Origin of the sequence: Mucilaginibacter sp., from assembly GCF_965201005.1 — a bacterium.
GTDB lineage: Bacteria > Bacteroidota > Bacteroidia > Sphingobacteriales > Sphingobacteriaceae > Mucilaginibacter_A.
Genome location: NZ_OZ241747.1, coordinates 850,129 through 867,426, shown reverse-complemented (window position 1 = coordinate 867,426; position 17,298 = coordinate 850,129). Strand labels below are relative to the sequence as shown.

At 35.6% G+C, this 17,298-nt stretch carries 30 protein-coding genes; 1 reads left to right on the top strand and 29 read right to left on the bottom strand.

Features of this window, described 5'->3' with window-relative positions:
- Window positions 1–45 precede the first annotated feature (45 nt).
- From ACOFKR_RS03915 to ACOFKR_RS03780, 28 genes are all read right to left on the bottom strand, one after another.
- Window positions 46–1,038 carry a DNA-directed RNA polymerase subunit alpha gene (locus ACOFKR_RS03915; RefSeq protein ID WP_419802719.1) on the bottom strand — a complete coding sequence of 331 codons (993 nt, stop codon included), beginning with the start codon at window positions 1,036–1,038 and terminating at the stop codon, window positions 46–48.
- A gap of 77 nt (window positions 1,039–1,115) precedes the next feature.
- Entirely contained in the window at window positions 1,116–1,724 is a 609-nt protein-coding gene (gene rpsD, locus ACOFKR_RS03910) for a 30S ribosomal protein S4 (protein WP_419802718.1), read from the bottom strand.
- A gap of 61 nt (window positions 1,725–1,785) precedes the next feature.
- A complete protein-coding gene (gene rpsK, locus ACOFKR_RS03905) occupies window positions 1,786–2,175 on the bottom strand; it encodes a 30S ribosomal protein S11 (protein ID WP_419802717.1) in 390 nt (129 codons plus the stop codon).
- A gap of 62 nt (window positions 2,176–2,237) precedes the next feature.
- Window positions 2,238–2,615, bottom strand: coding sequence for a 30S ribosomal protein S13 (gene rpsM / locus ACOFKR_RS03900; RefSeq protein WP_419802716.1), 378 nt, complete (start codon window positions 2,613–2,615; stop codon window positions 2,238–2,240).
- 66 nt (window positions 2,616–2,681) lie between these two features.
- Complete coding sequence (gene ykgO / locus ACOFKR_RS03895; protein WP_120181030.1) at window positions 2,682–2,798, bottom strand: type B 50S ribosomal protein L36; 117 nt, start codon at window positions 2,796–2,798, stop codon at window positions 2,682–2,684.
- 6 nt (window positions 2,799–2,804) lie between these two features.
- Window positions 2,805–3,023, bottom strand: coding sequence for a translation initiation factor IF-1 (infA, locus tag ACOFKR_RS03890; RefSeq protein ID WP_093328090.1), 219 nt, complete (start codon window positions 3,021–3,023; stop codon window positions 2,805–2,807).
- A 912-nt stretch (window positions 3,024–3,935) separates the two neighbouring features.
- A complete protein-coding gene (secY, locus tag ACOFKR_RS03885) occupies window positions 3,936–5,279 on the bottom strand; it encodes a preprotein translocase subunit SecY (RefSeq protein WP_419802715.1) in 1,344 nt (447 codons plus the stop codon).
- A 5-nt stretch (window positions 5,280–5,284) separates the two neighbouring features.
- Complete coding sequence (gene rplO, locus ACOFKR_RS03880; RefSeq protein WP_419802714.1) at window positions 5,285–5,731, bottom strand: 50S ribosomal protein L15; 447 nt, start codon at window positions 5,729–5,731, stop codon at window positions 5,285–5,287.
- A 4-nt stretch (window positions 5,732–5,735) separates the two neighbouring features.
- Window positions 5,736–5,915 (bottom strand): 50S ribosomal protein L30, encoded by a 180-nt coding sequence (gene rpmD, locus ACOFKR_RS03875; protein WP_419802713.1) that lies wholly within the window; start codon window positions 5,913–5,915, stop codon window positions 5,736–5,738.
- Between the two features lie 6 nt (window positions 5,916–5,921).
- Window positions 5,922–6,440, bottom strand: coding sequence for a 30S ribosomal protein S5 (rpsE, locus tag ACOFKR_RS03870; protein ID WP_419802712.1), 519 nt, complete (start codon window positions 6,438–6,440; stop codon window positions 5,922–5,924).
- A 12-nt stretch (window positions 6,441–6,452) separates the two neighbouring features.
- Window positions 6,453–6,803, bottom strand: a complete 351-nt coding sequence (gene rplR / locus ACOFKR_RS03865; RefSeq protein WP_419802711.1) for a 50S ribosomal protein L18 — start codon at window positions 6,801–6,803, stop codon at window positions 6,453–6,455.
- A gap of 2 nt (window positions 6,804–6,805) precedes the next feature.
- Window positions 6,806–7,363: a 50S ribosomal protein L6 gene (gene rplF, locus ACOFKR_RS03860; RefSeq protein WP_419802710.1), complete on the bottom strand. Its 558-nt coding sequence runs from the start codon at window positions 7,361–7,363 to the stop codon at window positions 6,806–6,808.
- Between the two features lie 15 nt (window positions 7,364–7,378).
- A complete protein-coding gene (rpsH, locus tag ACOFKR_RS03855; protein ID WP_419802709.1) occupies window positions 7,379–7,777 on the bottom strand; it encodes a 30S ribosomal protein S8 in 399 nt (132 codons plus the stop codon).
- 115 nt (window positions 7,778–7,892) lie between these two features.
- Window positions 7,893–8,162 (bottom strand): 30S ribosomal protein S14, encoded by a 270-nt coding sequence (gene rpsN / locus ACOFKR_RS03850; RefSeq protein ID WP_419802708.1) that lies wholly within the window; start codon window positions 8,160–8,162, stop codon window positions 7,893–7,895.
- The gene (rplE, locus tag ACOFKR_RS03845; RefSeq protein ID WP_419802707.1) at window positions 8,162–8,731 is read right to left on the bottom strand and encodes a 50S ribosomal protein L5; all 570 of its coding nucleotides are present in this window, start codon (window positions 8,729–8,731) and stop codon (window positions 8,162–8,164) included. Before rplE ends, rpsN begins: the two co-directional genes overlap by 1 nt.
- Window positions 8,731–9,072 (bottom strand): 50S ribosomal protein L24, encoded by a 342-nt coding sequence (rplX, locus tag ACOFKR_RS03840; RefSeq protein ID WP_419802706.1) that lies wholly within the window; start codon window positions 9,070–9,072, stop codon window positions 8,731–8,733. The genes rplE and rplX overlap by 1 nt, the downstream gene beginning before the upstream one ends.
- Before the next feature lies 1 nt (window position 9,073).
- Window positions 9,074–9,442 carry a 50S ribosomal protein L14 gene (gene rplN / locus ACOFKR_RS03835; RefSeq protein ID WP_419802705.1) on the bottom strand — a complete coding sequence of 123 codons (369 nt, stop codon included), beginning with the start codon at window positions 9,440–9,442 and terminating at the stop codon, window positions 9,074–9,076.
- Window positions 9,442–9,696, bottom strand: coding sequence for a 30S ribosomal protein S17 (gene rpsQ, locus ACOFKR_RS03830; protein WP_419802704.1), 255 nt, complete (start codon window positions 9,694–9,696; stop codon window positions 9,442–9,444). Before rpsQ ends, rplN begins: the two co-directional genes overlap by 1 nt.
- 14 nt (window positions 9,697–9,710) lie before the next feature.
- Window positions 9,711–9,920, bottom strand: a complete 210-nt coding sequence (gene rpmC / locus ACOFKR_RS03825; RefSeq protein ID WP_419802703.1) for a 50S ribosomal protein L29 — start codon at window positions 9,918–9,920, stop codon at window positions 9,711–9,713.
- 57 nt (window positions 9,921–9,977) lie between these two features.
- Window positions 9,978–10,403: a 50S ribosomal protein L16 gene (gene rplP, locus ACOFKR_RS03820; RefSeq protein WP_419802702.1), complete on the bottom strand. Its 426-nt coding sequence runs from the start codon at window positions 10,401–10,403 to the stop codon at window positions 9,978–9,980.
- Window positions 10,404–10,450: 47 nt separating this feature from the next.
- A complete protein-coding gene (gene rpsC / locus ACOFKR_RS03815) occupies window positions 10,451–11,299 on the bottom strand; it encodes a 30S ribosomal protein S3 (protein ID WP_419802701.1) in 849 nt (282 codons plus the stop codon).
- 6 nt (window positions 11,300–11,305) lie between these two features.
- Window positions 11,306–11,734 carry a 50S ribosomal protein L22 gene (gene rplV / locus ACOFKR_RS03810; protein ID WP_419802700.1) on the bottom strand — a complete coding sequence of 143 codons (429 nt, stop codon included), beginning with the start codon at window positions 11,732–11,734 and terminating at the stop codon, window positions 11,306–11,308.
- 6 nt (window positions 11,735–11,740) lie between these two features.
- On the bottom strand, window positions 11,741–12,007 hold the full coding sequence (rpsS, locus tag ACOFKR_RS03805; protein ID WP_174290448.1) for a 30S ribosomal protein S19: 267 nt from the start codon (window positions 12,005–12,007) through the stop codon (window positions 11,741–11,743).
- Entirely contained in the window at window positions 12,007–12,831 is an 825-nt protein-coding gene (rplB, locus tag ACOFKR_RS03800) for a 50S ribosomal protein L2 (protein ID WP_419802699.1), read from the bottom strand. The genes rpsS and rplB overlap by 1 nt, the downstream gene beginning before the upstream one ends.
- An 8-nt stretch (window positions 12,832–12,839) precedes the next feature.
- Window positions 12,840–13,133, bottom strand: coding sequence for a 50S ribosomal protein L23 (gene rplW, locus ACOFKR_RS03795; protein WP_419802698.1), 294 nt, complete (start codon window positions 13,131–13,133; stop codon window positions 12,840–12,842).
- Window position 13,134: 1 nt separating this feature from the next.
- Window positions 13,135–13,764: a 50S ribosomal protein L4 gene (gene rplD, locus ACOFKR_RS03790; RefSeq protein WP_419802697.1), complete on the bottom strand. Its 630-nt coding sequence runs from the start codon at window positions 13,762–13,764 to the stop codon at window positions 13,135–13,137.
- Entirely contained in the window at window positions 13,764–14,381 is a 618-nt protein-coding gene (gene rplC, locus ACOFKR_RS03785) for a 50S ribosomal protein L3 (protein ID WP_419802696.1), read from the bottom strand. Before rplC ends, rplD begins: the two co-directional genes overlap by 1 nt.
- A 403-nt stretch (window positions 14,382–14,784) precedes the next feature.
- Window positions 14,785–16,041 carry an NAD(P)-binding domain-containing protein gene (locus ACOFKR_RS03780; protein WP_419802695.1) on the bottom strand — a complete coding sequence of 419 codons (1,257 nt, stop codon included), beginning with the start codon at window positions 16,039–16,041 and terminating at the stop codon, window positions 14,785–14,787.
- A gap of 116 nt (window positions 16,042–16,157) precedes the next feature.
- Here ACOFKR_RS03780 and ACOFKR_RS03775 point away from each other — a divergent pair, with 116 nt between their 5' ends.
- A complete protein-coding gene (locus tag ACOFKR_RS03775) occupies window positions 16,158–16,853 on the top strand; it encodes a hypothetical protein (RefSeq protein ID WP_419802694.1) in 696 nt (231 codons plus the stop codon).
- A 90-nt stretch (window positions 16,854–16,943) separates the two neighbouring features.
- On the opposite strand, the gene rpsJ is transcribed toward ACOFKR_RS03775, so the two are convergent.
- On the bottom strand, window positions 16,944–17,249 hold the full coding sequence (gene rpsJ / locus ACOFKR_RS03770) for a 30S ribosomal protein S10 (protein ID WP_022830652.1): 306 nt from the start codon (window positions 17,247–17,249) through the stop codon (window positions 16,944–16,946).
- Between the last annotated feature and the right edge of the window lie 49 nt (window positions 17,250–17,298).

The following is a 17,298-nucleotide window of genomic DNA, read 5'->3' as shown; positions in this document are numbered from 1 at the left end:
GCCAAAGGATTAAGAAATCCGATCCTTTACAGGATGCAATTGTTGCTATTCTTCGTCTAATTTAAATTTTGAAAGATTCATTCCAAAAGAAAGACCTTTTGATTTAACTAAATCCTGGATTTCTGTTAATGATTTTTTACCAAAATTTCTAAATTTCAGCATATCGGCAACATCGTAAGAAACCAATTCTGCCAGCGTCCTGATATCTGCAGCTTTCAGGCAGTTTAAAGCTCTTACAGAAAGATCAAGGTCAACCAATTCCGTTTTTAAAATCTTGCGCATGTGCAAAACTTCTTCATCGACCTCTTTGGTTTCTTCTTTTGTTTGAGCTTCCAGCATCATGTTTTCATCAGAAAAAAGCATAAAGTGCTGGATTAATATTTTTGCAGCTTCTTTCAAAGCATCTTCCGGATGGATTGAACCATCTGTTGCAATATCTAATACTAATTTTTCGTAATCCGTTTTTTGCTCAACACGATAATTTTCAATAACGTACTTTACATTCTTGATCGGCGTAAAAATTGAATCAATTGCAATTACACCAACCAAAGCATCGGCATTTTTATTTTCCTCACTTGCAACATATCCTCTTCCTTTATTTACAGTTAATTCTATTTCTAATGTAACAGAAGAATCCATATTACAAATTATCATTTCTGGATTCAAAACAGTAAAATTATTGGAAAACTTAGTAATATCACCCGCTTTAAAGCTGTCTTGACCATTGATGATTGCAAAAATTTTCTCCGAATCACCAGAATCACCGGTTTTTTTAAAACGTACTTGTTTTAAATTCAAAATGATTTCTGTAACATCTTCAACTACTCCTTTTATCGTAGAAAATTCATGTGAAACTCCAGAAAAACGAACAGAAGTAATCGCATAACCCTCTAAAGAAGAAAGCAAAATACGACGTAAAGCATTACCGATTGTGATACCAAAACCTGGTTCTAAAGGACGAAATTCAAATGTACCATCAGAATCATTTGATTTCTGCATAATCACTTTATCCGGTTTTTGGAATGCTAATATGGCCATTATATACAATTGATTATATGATAAAAATGTAAATGTAAAAACCGGCTAAAACCGGTTAAACACATTTTAGTAAGATATTATTTCGAGTATAACTCGACGATCAGATTTTCCTTGATATTCTCTGGAATTTCATCACGACTTGGGTAATTTAAAAATTTACCTGAAAGATTATTTGGATCCCATTCTAACCAACTGAACTTATTTACTCTTCTTCCGGAAACAGTGTTTGTTATTGTTTCCAAAGATTTTGATTTTTCACGAACCGCAATTATATCTCCGGCCCTTAAAGAATAAGACGGAATGTTTACCAATTCATTATTTACGGTTATGTGCTTATGGCTAACTAATTGACGTGCAGCAGAACGCGTTGGGGCAATCCCTAAACGATAAACTGCATTATCTAAACGCGCTTCTAAAAGTTTCAGCAGTGTTTCACCTGTAATTCCTTCTTTAGATGAAGCTTTGTGGAACAAGTTTTCAAACTGACGCTCCAACACTCCGTAAGTATATTTGACTTTTTGTTTTTCCATCAACTGGACTGCATACTCAGATTGTTTACCTCTTCTTTTAGAGGTTCCATGCATGCCAGGAGGATAATTTTTTTTCTCTAAAGCTTTATCAGGGCCGAAAATTGGCTCTCTGAATCTTCTTGCAATTTTAGACTTTGGTCCAGTGTATCTTGCCATTTTTGTTTTTTTAAAGTATCAGTGCAAAATAGCACCAAATCTTAGCTTTAAAATTGATTAATTAAACTCTTCTTCTTTTAGAAGGACGACAGCCATTGTGGGGCATTGGTGTTATATCGCGAATAGTAGTGACTTCAATACCTGAAGTTTGTAAGGTACGAATTGCTGACTCACGACCAGCACCGGGTCCTTTTACAAAAACTTCTACTTTACGCAAACCTAAATCGTGTGCGGTTTTAGCACAATCGGATGCAGCTTGTCCTGCAGCATAAGGTGTATTTTTTTTAGATCCTTTAAAACCCATTTTCCCAGCAGAAGACCAGGAAATAGCCTGACCATTATTGTTAGTAAGCGTAACAATAATATTGTTAAATGTAGCATTGATATGCGCTTGCCCTACAGCTTCTACAACAACAATACGCTTTTTAGTAACTTTTTTAGTTTTAGCCATTTTATTAATTGATGATTAGCAGCTTTTTACAATAAGTTTATTTAGCTGCCAACAATTTATTACTACTTAGTAACTTTTTTCTTGTTAGCCACAGTCTTGCGTTTCCCTTTGCGGGTACGTGAATTATTTTTGGTGCGCTGCCCCCTTAAAGGTAAACCTTTACGATGACGAGTACCACGATAACAGCCAATGTCCATCAAACGTTTGATGTTCAACTGCACTTCAGAACGCAATGATCCTTCAACTTTGATTTGATCATTAATTATCCCTCGAATAGCAGTAAGCTGTTCGTCAGACCAATCCTGAACTTTAACATTAAAATCAATCCCAGCCTGGTTCAGAATATTTTGAGCAGTAGACCGTCCTATTCCAAAAATATATGTTAAACCAATCTCACCTCTTTTATTTCTTGGTAAATCAATACCTGCAATCCTTGCCATATTTTATACTATAATTTTACCTGTTAAAAAGACATATTTACAAATAATTCTTTTTTAAAGCTTAATTTATCCTTGACGCTGCTTAAACTTTGGGTTTTTTTTATTGATAACGTAAAGCTTGCCTTTACGCCGGATAATTTTACAATCAGCACTACGCTTTTTAATAGATGCTCTAACTTTCATCTTACTTTATTTATATCTATAAGTGATTCTGCCTTTGGTCAAATCATAAGGGCTCATTTCTAATTTTACCCTGTCGCCTGGTAAAATTTTAATATAATGCATACGCATTTTACCAGATATATGAGCAATAATTTCGTGTCCATTTTCTAATTCGACCCGAAACATTGCATTTGATAATGCTTCTTTTATAATACCGTCTTGCTCAATTGAGGCTTGTTTAGCCATATTTTATTGATTTCTACTTCATTCTTCTTTTTTGAAGCGGGATGCAAAGCTAATACTTTTTTATTAGATACATTGAACCTATTTAAAATTTATTTGATAAAAAAACTTTATGCTTCTTTTATTCTATAAAAGTTAGTATCGGCATCAATTTAAATCAATCGAAAACCAAGTATTTTGCCAATTTTTAGTGTGATAAAAGAAGCATAGGAAATACATTAACAAATTTTATATAGGATCTAAATTTTTATTATGACAGTTTTTAATAATTAAAAACACACCTTTCACTTTCAAATAAATAGCATAAACCCAATATGCAAACTGTATCTCAACTATGCTTAATCTGTGTATTTGCTAAAAATTCAGCACAAGTTGAAATTATAAGTAAGTTAGATATATATAACCTTTTAGTCTTTTAGTACAATATGCAGAGCCTAACTAAATATATTTTATCAGGCTTATATACTTTTTTTATAAGTTGAAATTGTAAACTTCTTACAATTGAAAACAATTTATTATAAAATAGAGTGCACCTGATTTGCCTGAGTATTAATTGAAGTTTTTATATAATAATTATTATTATTGTTGTTGTAGAATTAACTATTATAATAAGTTACATTAAACTTCGATACAATGAAAAATTAAATATTTTTAGATTAAGTTTATAATTATCTATTATAAAAATAATTAACGTTCTGCTGAAATAAATTTATATTTCCTTTCAAACTGTATAACATTAAACTGTAGAAAACTATTAAACAAACTAAAAGGTTATGTTAATTTAATGATTAAATTTCTTTAATCGCTTTTCTTATTCTCTTATTATATATTCTAAGTAACTTAATACATTATCATTTAGGATTTCTTTTAACTCTAAGATAATCGATTTTTAAATAGCAATATTCCAATTTAAAATTAGATGGTTGGAGGTGTAGTTCCAGCAGCAATAGGTATAGCGGTACGGCCTTTAATTCTCCCTGTTTTCATTAGACCGTCATAATGACGCATTAATAAATGGCTTTCAATTTGTTGAAGAGTGTCCAATACAACACCAACTAAAATTATTAAAGAAGTTCCACCAAAAAATCTTGCAAACTGACTATTTACACCAAATTTGGATGCAACAGCAGGAATAACTGCTACAAGTGCCAAGAAAATAGACCCAGGTAATGTAATTCTTGATATAACGGCATCAATATATTCCGATGTAGTTAGGCCAGGCTTAACTCCAGGAATAAAACCTTGATTTTTTTTCATATCATCAGCCATTTGATTTGGATTGACCGTAATAGCAGTATAGAAATAAGTAAAAAGAATAATTAAAACAGCGAAGATAATATTATGGGTAAAAGAAGTATAATCTGATACAGCCATTAAAAATCCGTTAGAAGCAGCATTTGGAAAAAATGATGCTACAGTAGCAGGAATAAACATTAATGCTTGGGCAAATATAATGGGCATTACTCCAGCTGCTGTTACTTTTAAAGGAATATATTGACGTACACCGCCATATTGTTTATTACCTACAATTCTTTTAGCATATTGAACGGCAATTTTGCGTGTTCCTTGAATAATCAGTATAGTGAACATAACAACAGCAACTAAAGCAACTATTTCAACTAAAAAAGCTATTAAACCACCATTACCACTGATTCTTGAGGTAAATTCCGAAAAAATCCCAAATGGCAACTGGGCTATAATTCCAACCATTATTATTAAGGAAATACCATTACCAATACCTTTGTCAGTAATTTTCTCTCCTAACCACATTACAAATAAAGTTCCGGCAGTTAAAACAAAGATTGAGGAAATGGTAAATAATGGTTCAGAAAACAATTTTGCTTCTACAGGTATTTGAGATTTTACATAGCCTATAGCCTGTAATGCAGTAATTAAAATGGTAAGGTATCGAGTCCACTGATTGATTTTATTTCTACCACTTTCACCTTCTTTTTGCAATTTTTGGAAATAGGGAACTGCAATACCTAATAATTGCATTACAATTGATGCGGAAATATATGGCATTACCCCCAATGCAAAAATGGAAGATCTTGAGAAAGATCCTCCTGCAAACATATTTAATAATCCCAAAATCCCTTCTCGTGTTTTTTGTGAGTCGATAGCATTTGCATCAACACCTGGTATTGCTATAAACGAGCCAATTCTATATATCAAAAGAAATAAAAGTGTATTTATAATACGTACCCTTAAATCTTCAATTTTCCAGATATTAGTTAAAGTGTCAAAAAACTTCTTCATTGAAATTATAACTTAACTACAATGCCACCTACTGCTTCGATTGCTTTTTGAGCCGTTTCGGTAAAGGCATGGGCTGTTATTTCTAATTTAACATTTAATTCACCACGACCTAAAATTTTTATTAAATCATTTTTGGAAGCCAAGCCATATAATTTTAAAGCATCAATATTTATAGTTGCAAGATTATGCTTTTCAGCTAATCCTTCCAAAACATCCAAATTGATACCTACATATTCTTTTCGGTTTGGGTTTTTAAACCCAACTTTAGGAACTCGACGCTGTAAAGGCATTTGACCACCTTCAAAACCTACCTTTGATGAAGTTCCAGATCTGGAACCAGCACCTTTATGGCCGCGAGTTGATGTTCCACCTCGACCTGAGCCAGTACCTCTACCTATACGTTTGCGGGTTTTAGTAGAGCCGTATGCTGATTTTAAGTTACTTAAGTTCATAATATTAAATATTTTCTACAGCCACTAAATGATTAACAGAACGTATCATACCTATGATAGCTGAATTCGCTTCTAATTCAACACTTTGACTAATTTTTTTTAAACCCAAAGCTTTCATGGTCAACTTTTGACGCTCACTTCTTTCGATAATGCTTTTGATCTGTGTGATTTTAATTTTAGCCATTTTATTTTAACCGTTAAAAACTTTTCCTACTTCAATGCCTCGTTGTTGAGCAACTGTATAAGCATCACGTAATTGCGATAATGCTGAAACAGTAGCTTTTACAACATTGTGCGGGTTTGAAGAACCTTTAGATTTAGCAAGAACATTATGGACACCGGCTGATTCCAAAACTGCACGCATTGCACCTCCAGCAATAACACCTGTTCCAACTGCTGCTGGTTTTATAAATACAAAGCCACCTGAAAATTTACCAATTTGTTCATGTGGAATAGAAGCATTAATAATTGGCACTTTAACTAAGTTCTTTTTTGCGTCATCAATACCTTTAGCAATTGCTTCAGTTACCTCTTTTGCCTTACCCAAACCATAACCAACAATTCCGTTTTCATCTCCTACAACGACAATAGCCGAAAAACTAAACGTACGTCCTCCTTTAGTTACTTTGGCAACACGTTGAATACTTACTAAGCGATCTTTTAGTTCAACCTCACTTGTTTTAACCCTTTTTATATTAATAGTTGACATTTGCTAATTGAATTAAAATATTAAACCACCTTCTCGTGCACCTTCAGCCAATGATTTGATTCGTCCATGATATAAGTATCCATTTCGATCAAAAACAACTTCTTTTATTCCGGCAGCAATTGCTTTTTCTGCTACCATTTTGCCAACAGCATTTGATTGCTGTGACTTAGAACCCTCAGCAGAAAATTCTTTTGATAAAGAAGATGCAGATGCTAATGTCTTTCCCGACAAATCATCAATGACTTGAGCATAAATACCTTTATTACTTCTGAATACCGATAAACGGGGACGGTTTGTTGAACCTGAGAGAGTTTTTCTAATTCCCTTTTTGATCCGTTCTCTTCTTGATAATTTACCTAACATGACTATTTTTTTGATGCAGACTTACCTGCTTTTCTTCTTAACTGTTCACCAACAAATTTGATCCCTTTGCCTTTATAGGGTTCAGGCGTCCTTAAGGAACGGATTTTCGCTGCAACCTGACCTAATAATTGTTTATCAATAGATTCAAGTATAATTGTTGGATTTTTACCTTTCTCAGCTGTAGTTGTAACTTTAATCTCTTTAGGCAACTCAAACACATAATGGTGAGAATAGCCCAAAACTAGGTCTAAAGTATTACCTGTATTGGTAGCCCTATATCCAACACCCACTAATTCTTGCTCTAATTTGTATCCTACAGTTACACCTATGACCATATTGTTGACCAGTGAGCGGTATAAGCCGTGCAATGCTTTATGACGTTTTTGTTCGGATGGACGTTTAACCAAAATCTGACCATCTACTTGTTCGACACTAATGTCATTATCAACTTGTTGAACTAATGATCCTTTTGGACCTTTTATAGTAACCAGATTATCATTTGATACAGAAACTGTGACACCACCCGGTAATGCAACAGGAGCTTTTCCTACTCTAGACATGATTTATACTTCCGATTAATAAACATAACATAAAACCTCACCACCAATATTATTAACTTTAGCTTCTTTATCAGTCATTACACCTTTAGAAGTAGATAAAATAGCAATGCCTAAACCATTTAACACACGTGGCATTTTTTCCACACCTGCATATCTCCTTAATCCTGGCCTGCTAATACGAGACAAATTACGTATAGCAGAAATTTTAGTAACAGGATTATATTTTAAAGCTACTTTAATAATACCTTGAGGCGCAGTCTCTTCAAATTTGTAATTAGCAATATAACCTTTATCAAAAAGAACTTTAGTAATTTCTTTTTTTAGATTAGATGCCGGAATTTCGACAACACGATGGTTAGCTTTGATTGCATTCCTTACCCTTGTAAGATAATCTGCAATTGGATCTGTATTCATTTTAATACTTAAATTATGACAGTGGTATCTGGTAGGACTTTCCTACTGACCTATTATCAATTTGATTTTAACATGCTAAAAACAGCATACTTCTTTTAACACTATAAATTTGGTATTACCAACTTGCCTTTTTTACTCCCGGAATTTTACCAGATAAAGCCATTTCACGAAAAGTAACACGAGAAATACCGAACTGGCGCATATAACCTCGCGGGCGACCAGTGAGCTTACAACGATTATGCAAACGAACAGGGGAAGCATTTTTGGGTAATTTGTCTAAAGCAACATAATCACCAGCAGCTTTTAATTCTGCTCTTTTTTCAGCATATTTAGCAACAGTTTTTGCACGTTTTATATCACGAGCTTTTACACCTTCTTTAGCCATTATTGTGGTTGTTGAATGTTTTGATTTTTAAAAGGTAACCCAAATGATTTTAAAAGCTCTAAAGCTTCTATATCATTTTTTGCAGATGTAACAAATGTAATATCCATACCCATGATCTTATTGATTTTGTCAATATTGATTTCAGGGAAAATAATTTGTTCTGTGATACCTAAAGTATAATTACCTTTTCCATCAAAACCTTTATCATTAATTCCCTTAAAATCACGGATACGTGGCAAAGCTACAGAAATTAAACGATCCAAAAATTCATACATATGATTATCACGTAAAGTAACACGTACGCCTACAGGCATACCTTTACGTAATTTAAAATTTGAAATATCCTTTTTTGATTTAGAAGCAACTGCTTGCTGACCAGTAATGGTACTCATCTCGGTAATTGCTGTTTCAATCAATTTTTTATCTGTTGTAGCAGCACCAACACCTTGATTGATAGCAATTTTTTGCAGTTTAGGAACTTGCATTACACTTTTATATTGAAATTTATCTTTCAGTGAAGTGCGAATGTCATCTTTATATTGTGATTTTAATCTCGGTATGTAAGCCATTATTTTATTTCCTCTCCTGATTTCTTAGATATTCTTACAAATTTACCATTAACATCTTTTTTCTTTCCAATGCGTGTTGTATTACCGCTTTTTGGGTCAACAAAGGCAAGATTTGAAATATGAATAGAAGATTCTTTCTTGATAATTCCACCGTTTGGATTTGAAGCGTTAGGTTTGGTGTGCTTAGTAACCATATTTGCACCTTCAACCATAGCACGATTATTGCTTAACATAACTTCAGTAATTTTGCCTTGAGTCCCCTTCGAATCCCCTGAAATCACTTTTACCAGATCACCTTTACGAAGTTTGAATTTAATCTGGGAATTACTTTTCTTTTCCATGTTATAATACTTCTGGTGCTAATGACACAATTTTCATGTATTGTTTTTCCCGTAGTTCTCTGGCTACGGGCCCAAAAATGCGGGTACCTCTTGGTTCATCCTGATTATTTAAAAGAACAGCAGCATTATCATCGAAGCGAATATAAGAACCATCTTTTCTTCTAACTTCCTTGCTGGTTCTGACCACGACGGCTTTAGAAACTGTGCCTTTCTTTACATTGCCAGACGGCAAAGCACTTTTTACTGTAACTACAATCTTGTCGCCTAAAGAAGCATATCTTTTTCCGGTTCCACCAAGCACACGTATTACAAGCACTTCTTTAGCACCACTATTATCAGCTACATTTAATCTTGATTCTTGCTGTACCATTATTTAGCCTTTTCTATAATTTGAATCAATCTCCAATTTTTATTTTTGCTAAGAGGACGGGTTTCCATAATAGATACTGTATCCCCTATTCCGCAGACATTCGCTTCATCATGTGCCATAAATTTGGCAGTCTTCTTTACAAACTTACCATAAATCGGATGTTTTACTTTGCGCTCAACAGAAACCACAATTGATTTATCCATTTTATTGGATACAACCAAACCGGTTCTAGTTTTTCTTAAATTTCTTTCCATTTCGATTCTAATAATTAAATTGTTTCAGAAGCTGAAGTTGATTTGCGCTTAGTAATTTCTGTGTTTAAACGAGCTATATCTTTCTTAATTTTGGAAATACGGGATGGATTTTCAATAGCGGAAACTGTGTGCGCAAATTTTAATTTAGTCAAACCGAATCTTTCTTCTGATAGACGAGCTGAAAGTTCTTCGGTAGACAATTCTAAAATCTCTGAATTTTTCATTTCTATATGATTACACTTGAAGAGCCTGTGCTTTCAGGATTCAACATTGATGATTAACTACTCTGTTTCTACATAATCCCTTCTTACCACAAACTTGGTTTGAACAGGCAATTTTTGTGCTGCCAAACGCATGGCTTCTTTTGCGGTTTCCAAAGATACACCCTCTGCTTCAAAAATGATCCGTCCTGGATTAACAACAGCTACCCAATACTCCGGAGCACCTTTACCTTTGCCCATACGCACCTCAGCAGGCTTTTTAGTTACAGGTTTATCAGGGAAAATACGTATCCAAACTTGTCCTTCACGTTTCATAAAACGAGTAACTGCAATTCGGGCAGATTCTATCTGACGACTTGTAATCCAAGCCGGTTCCAAAGATTTAATGCCAAACGAACCAAATGAAAGTTCAGCACCACGGGTAGCAATGCCTTTCATTCTGCCTTTTTGCATTTTCCTAAATTTCGTTCTTTTTGGCTGTAGCATTAATTTTTAACTTATCTTATTAAAAAACTATAACGTTTTGAATGTGATTATCTTTTTCTTGCACCAGATGTGCCACCGTTTTCTCTTTGATTAGAATTATTACTGCCTCTTGGATTATTGTTTCCACCAGTTGATCTTCTATCATTGTTTCTGCGATCTCCACCACCAGAATTTCTACGATCACGATCACCATAAGCTGGAGAACCTTCAGGACGGCCGCTTTTAGCGTTTGTACCTGTGTTTGCACCAATATTTGGAGAAAGATCACGCTTTCCATAAACCTCACCTTTGCATATCCAAACTTTGACACCTATTTTACCATAAGTAGTTAAAGCTTCAGCCAAAGCATAATCAATATCGGCGCGGAAAGTGTGCAAAGGAATCCTACCCTCCTTATATTGTTCTGTACGAGCCATTTCAGCACCACCTAAACGACCGGAACACATAATTTTAATACCTTCTGCGCCCATGCGCATGGTAGAAGCTATAGTAGTTTTCATTGCCCTACGGAATGATATACGTGCCTCTAATTGTTTAGCAACACCTTCTGCTACTAATTGCGCATCGAGTTCAGGACGCTTAATTTCAAAAATATTAATTTGGATATCTTTTTTGGTAAGTTTCTTAAGTTCTTCTTTAATCTTATCAACTTCCTGTCCCCCTTTACCAATTACAATACCCGGACGAGCAGTATGAATTGTTACAGTTATTCGTTTTAGTGTACGTTCGATCACTACTTTAGCAACGCCGCCTTTAGCAATACGTACAGAAAGATATTTACGAATTTTTTCATCTTCTACTAATTTGTCGGAGTAATTATTGCCACCGAACCAGTTAGAATCCCAGCCTCTGATGATTCCTAACCTGTTACCTATTGGATGTGCTTTTTGTCCCATTACAAATTATATATTATCATTTTTAGAATCTACTATTAAAGTTACATGATTAGAACGTTTTCTAATACGATAACCTCTTCCCTGAGGTGCCGGACGTAACCTTTTTAATTGACGACCACCTCCAACTGAAATTTCCTTAACAAAAAGGGCATTGTCTTCTACACGCTTACCTTCGTTTTTTAACTCCCAGTTTTTGATGGCTGATAATAAAAGCTTTTCAACTCTAATTGCTGCTTCTTTATTGGTGTATTTCAAAATGTATAAAGCTTTTTCTACATTTTCTCCTCTGATCAAATCAACTACCAAACGCATTTTTCGAGGCGAGGTGGGGCAATTTTGCAACTTAGCAGCAGAAGCTCCGCCTTGCTGAGCCTTACTTTGCTCTTTGCGCTGTCTGATCAATACAGACTTTTTAATTTTTGTTGTTGCTTCCATTACTGGTTATTTTTTCTTTTCAGAATGACCTCTAAAGGTACGTGTTGGTGAAAATTCCCCTAACTTATGTCCAACCATATTTTCTGTAACATAAACAGGAATAAATTTATTGCCGTTATGTACAGCAAAAGTATGACCAACAAAATCCGGAGAAATCATTGAACGACGAGACCATGTTTTTACTACAGATTTCTTATTGCTATCATTCAAGGTCAGAACTTTTCTTTCCAGGTTGTGATCTATATAAGGTCCTTTTTTAATTGAACGTGCCATTATTTTTTCCTTCTTTCAATGATGTAACGATCGGATGATTTCTTTTTATCACGGGTTTTAAAGCCTTTAGCCAATAATCCTTTTCTGGAACGTGGGTGACCACCCGAAGCCCGACCTTCACCACCTCCCATAGGGTGATCAACCGGGTTCATTGCAACACCACGAACTCTTGGGCGACGGCCTAACCAACGTTTACGACCAGCTTTACCTAAAACTTCATTTGCTTTTTCAGAATTGGAAACTGTTCCGATAGTAGCTAAACAGGTAGCTAAAATCATCCGGGTTTCTCCTGAAGGCAGTTTTATAATTGCATACTTACCATCACGTGCAGATAACTGTGCATAAGTCCCGGCTGATCTTGCAATGATCCCACCCTGACCAGGATTCAATTCAATATTATGAATAATAGATCCTAAAGGAATATTTTTTAAAGGAAGCGTATTTCCAACTTCTGGTGCTACTGCATCCCCTGATAGAACAGTCTGACCAACTTGAATACCTTCAGGGGCAAGCATGTATCTTTTCTCGCCATCAACATAATTTAACAAAACGATGCGCGCTGATCTGTTTGGGTCATATTCAATAGTGGCAACTATAGCCGGAATATCAAATTTATTACGTTTAAAGTCAATCAAACGGTATGATTTTTTATGGCCTCCACCAACATTTCTGATTGTCATTTTTCCAGAATGGTTACGTCCACCGGATTTTTTATGTGAGACTACTAAGGATTTTTCAGGAACATTAGTCGTAATATCTGAATAATCGCCTCCAACTCTGAATCTGGTACCAGGAGTAACCGGTTTAAATCTTTTAACTGCCATTTTCTTAATTAGATAGTGTTACTGTAAAAATCGATCGTTTCGCCATCTTTCAAAGTAATAATAGCTTTTTTGTATTTAGATGGCCTGCCAGAAACAGAACCTGCTTTAGTATTACGACTTTTTAATTTTCCGGCATATCTCATTGTGTTTACTGCTTCTACGTTAACGCCATACATAGCTTCAACTGCTCCTTTTATTTGAATTTTGTTGGCACGCGGATCAACCTTGAAAGCATAACGGTTAAACTTTTCTGTCAACAGCGTTACTTTTTCTGTAAGTAGTGGCTTCTTTAAAATTTCCATATTACTTAGCTAATGCCTCCTCCAAAGTTTTAACAGAACCAGCGGTCAACAGAAGTTTTCCTGCATTCAAAACATCGTAAGTGTTCAATTGATCAGCAGTTATGACTTTTGCTTTTTTGATATTTCTGCTTGATAAATAAATATTGTTGTTTGCAGCTGGCAAAACCAATAAGGTTTTCTCATTTAAAAAGTTCAAACCAGCCACCAAATTAATATAGTTTTTAGTTTTAATAGAATCAAAGTTAAAATCCTCCAATACCACAATATGATTTTCTATTGCTTTATATGACAAAGCGGACTTACGTGCTAATGATTTTAATTTCTTGTTCAGTTTAAAACTATAATCACGAGGCTGAGGACCGAAAACACGACCACCACCGTTAAATAAAGGAGACTTAACACTACCAGCACGGGCACCGCCTGTTCCTTTTTGTTTGTGTAATTTCCGGGTAGAACCGGCAATTTCATTACGTTGTTTAGCTTTATGTGTTCCCTGGCGTTGATTTGCCAGGTATTGTTTTACATCTAAATAGATGGCATGATCGTTAGGCTCAACACCAAATACCGAATCAGGAAGTTGCACCCGGGCACCAGTTTCTTGTCCTGAAACATTTAATACTACTACTTCCATTACTTATCGATAATTACGAATGAACCTTTAGCACCAGGCACAGAACCTTTTACTACTAATAAATTTTGTTCAGTGTAAACTTTCAAAACTTCCAGATTCTGAACTTTAATACGACTGTTGCCAGTTTGCCCGGCCATGCGCATACCTTTAAATACACGTGAAGGCCAAGAAGATGCACCCAGCGAACCCGGAGCCCTTAAACGGTTGTGCTGACCGTGCGTTTGCATACCAACACCACCGAAACCATGACGTTTTACAACCCCTTGAAAACCCTTACCTTTTGATGTTCCTACAACATCTACAAAGTCTCCGGCTACAAAAAGCTCAACTGTAATCGTATCGCCCAGTGTTTTTTGATCCTGAAAAGTTGTAAACTCAACAAGCTTTTTCTTTGGAGTAGTGCCCGCTTTAGAAAAATGACCTTTTAACGGACCTGAAGTATTTTTTTCTTTTTTCTCATCATATGCCAACTGAACAGCAGCATATCCGTCTGTTTCTACAGATTTAACCTGCGTAACAACACAGGGGCCAGCTTCGATTACCGTACAAGGAATATTTTTCCCTGCTTCATCGAAAATGCTGGTCATTCCTACTTTTTTACCAATAATTCCTGACATTTTCTTTATTAAGTTGCTTAGTCCATCGTAGCAGTAGGGCTTCGTTCAAGACTTTTTCCCCTTTTCGGGACGGCAAAGATAGGAATGTTTGATTAATTATCAAATAGTTAAGAAATATATTTTTTGTTATTTCTTATGATGATTGAGGCTTGTGGTATTACACGTTAATACTTCTTTTAGCAGACAACTAATTTATAAATGCACTGATTATACTTACCAAATTTATACCGGTAAAAGAGGCATTTTAGCTCATCCTGTTTAAATTTTTTTGTTCATAATTTTTAATGTACTTCTTTTATCGACTAAAAAATGGCGGGGTTAAGTTTTTTATTGGTGCAGCAACCAATTTTTATAGGGTAAAAGAAGCATCGTTATCTTACTGAAAGAAATCTGAAACAGCTTATCAATCTTTCATCAATCGTTTTATCATTTTCGCGCTTTGATGCCGGCCATGTTCCAACCTGTCTTTAAAAAAGTTTTGGGTATGATTAAAATGCAGTTTATATCCTTCAATATCACCGTAATTAATGATGGCCGACCAATCCCGTACAGCAGAATGAAACTCCAAGTCATCGCCCCGAATGGTTTTATCGTATAAAGCTGTTTGGATGGATTCTTCCAACAATTCTTCGTTTTTAAACAGATACTCGGCAATACCCAAGCGTAAACGGAACGGTGGCGTTTGGCAAATCAGGTTGTCGTAAGGGTTGATTTGTAATTTGTTCCATGCATCCACCATACTCAAAATACTTAAATGAGAATTGGGTTTCCGTTGATCTGAATTTGCAGATAACGAAAACTCTTTCATCACCGCATCATCGAGTAAGATCGGTTTACGGCTTTCGTGAAAAACAAAATCCCGTGCCAAGTACAATCGTTTGCGCAGTTCTTTTTCATCCTCCTGGATCATCAGCTTAAACAATTCGGATTCTGAAACGGCATATTGTTTTACCTGCTGTTTGGCGTACGGGTTTAAGATGGCCAAACCTGCATAAACGTGTGCTTTATAACTAAAAATCCGGAGCATGATCAAGATTTTCACATTATCGATTCCACCAATATAGGCAGCACTTTCCCAGGGATAAAACCCGGCTGTTGCGCAGGCAGTTCCCATACTTTCAAAACCAACGTGCGTAACGGCCTGTGTATCAGCAACGATTTTATCATGCTGATGATATTCCATTTCCACCAGATCTGCTTCCAGCACAGCTAAGGTATTAAGCATAGTTTGATACGTTTGTGGCTCGCAACGATGTGGGATTACAACCAGCTTTTGTCCTTTTGGCACAAAACCGGGCCCGTGCAAAGCATGAATCGTTATGATATATGTATCGGCAGGCAAAAACTCTTCAAAAGCTGCAATTTCAGGATGTTTTACAGAGGTTTGCCCGGCCACTATAGCACCGGATTTTGCATAGGGTGCGTATCTTGCCACTACTTCTTTTATGCGGTCGGTTTCAACAGAAAAAATCAGTAAATCGCTGTTTTGGGCAGTTTCCCTTCCATCCTGAAATACCTTAATTTGATGCGGCCTTAATTCTTCAGACAATGTTTCAAAATGATGCGGCAAGTCGCTTCCACAAACTTCGAGGCCCTTTTGGGCAAATGCTTTTGCATATAGTTTGCCCATATCGCCCAAACCAATAAAACCTATAACCATACGGCGAAGATAATTATTAAAAATTTTTAAAGATGATTGCTATATTCGTTTGCAATCGTTGGCAGAAAATTATTATACTGGCGAAAAAAATTTACTATCTACTTAAAGCTTCTTTTATGCCACTAAAAACAGCATTACGTTTATTACAGATTATAATCTTATCTGCTTTTCTGTCAGCTACTTATGCGCAAGATTCTCTTAGAAGCAAAGTAAGGCCAGCTCCTGCAGTTAAAACTATATTGGCCAAACCAAATGCAACAGTTGCGGCACAACAACTTGTCCCTGGCCAGATTGCAGTAAGTACAGACAGGAGTATTGGCGGCCAGTATCAGTTTATCATGGGCAAAGTTTATCATTATCAGCAACCGATGATTGCCACATTTTACAAAAGCGTACAGGATTCGTTGCGCTTTCAGCGAAAGAATTTAGCTGCAATGCAAAGCAAATTATTGGCACAAACCAAAAATTTGAATGCTTTACAAACCGATGTAAACACCAAAGAGCAAAATCTGAACGAAACCACTGCCCAAGTAAACAGCATTGGTTTTTTGGGGATGCATGTTGCAAAAGCTACTTACAATACCATTATGTGGGGTTTGGTTATTGCGCTGGGCGCACTGGCGGCGATAGTTATTTTTCTTTCAGGAAGTGCACGAAAGGAAGCCCATTACCGCACTAAATTGTACAATGATTTGGAAGAAGAATATAAAGGTTATAAAACCAAAGCAAACGATAAGGAAAAAAAGCTTTCGCGTGATTTGCAAACCGTGAGGAACAAGCTGGAAGAAATCACTGGTAACCCCGAATATTAATGCTGTTTTTACAGGGTAAATTTCTGTATAATAAAAAAAGACCGGCCTGAAAAGAACCGGTCTTTTTTGTGTGCTAAAAGAAGCATTGTCTCACACTTTGATTTCTACTTCAACACCGCTTGGCAATTCCAGCTTCATCAACGCATCAACTGTTTTGGAGTTGGAGCTGTAGATGTCCAGCAAGCGTTTGTAAGAACATAACTGAAATTGTTCACGTGCCTTTTTATTTACGTGCGGCGAACGCAACACTGTAAAAATTTTCTTTTCTGTTGGTAAAGGAAGCGGACCGCTAACTACGGCACCAGTCGGCTTTACTGTTTTTACAATTTTTTCGGCAGATTTATCTACCAGATTGTAATCGTAGGATTTTAGTTTGATTCTGATTCTTTGGCTCATTTTGTTTTTTTGTAAAGTATAACCGTAAGAGCTATTAGTTACGGTTATA